This is a genomic window from Pseudomonas sp. TTU2014-080ASC, from assembly GCF_001446935.1.
Lineage (GTDB): Bacteria > Pseudomonadota > Gammaproteobacteria > Pseudomonadales > Pseudomonadaceae > Aquipseudomonas.
This window is the reverse complement of record NZ_LKKK01000010.1, coordinates 1-674: the sequence shown is the minus strand read 5'-3', so window position 1 is coordinate 674 and position 674 is coordinate 1. Positions and strand designations below refer to the sequence as shown.

1 rRNA gene is annotated in these 674 nt (G+C 45.0%); it reads left to right on the top strand.

Annotation, left to right across the window (positions count from 1 at the left end):
• Positions 1-174: 174 nt before the first annotated feature.
• A 5S ribosomal RNA gene (gene rrf / locus AO726_RS10315) occupies positions 175-290 on the top strand.
• Positions 291-674: the final 384 nt, after the last annotated feature.

Genomic DNA, 674 nt, shown 5'->3' with positions numbered 1-674 from the left:
AGGCGTTGAGCTAACCAGTACTAATTGCCCGTGAGGCTTGACCATATAACACCCAAACAATTTGTGGTGTCAGACCGTTGAAGTCGACAACAATCCGAAAATTTGCAGCAACTACAAAGCAATCACATACCCAATTCGGGATAACGCCTTAACCGCGATATCCCAGCTGAATCGCTTGACGACCATAGAGCATTGGAACCACCTGATCCCATCCCGAACTCAGAAGTGAAACGATGCATCGCCGATGGTAGTGTGGGGTTTCCCCATGTGAGAGTAGGTCATCGTCAAGCACCTATACCGAAACCCCGATCAGGCAACTGATCGGGGTTTCCTATTTATACAAGCACCATGTTTTGCTAAAGGCAAACCTGGTGGTTGAGCGTCACTTGTAAGTCATTGAGTAGAAAGAAAAATTCTTCGAAAAATAGCTTGACGCGAAATGAGGCTGCTGTAGAATGCGCGCCTCGGTTGAGACGAAAGACTTAACCAACTGTTCTTTAACAACTGAATCAAGCAATTCGTGTGGGTGCTTGTGAGTTAAGACTGTTAGTCAAATGATTATCAGCATCACAAGTAACACTCGTGAATTCGAGAGTTTTTTGCGATTGCTGAGCCAAGTTTAGGGTTTTCTCAAAACCCAAGCAGTATTGAACTGAAGAGTTTGATCATGGCTC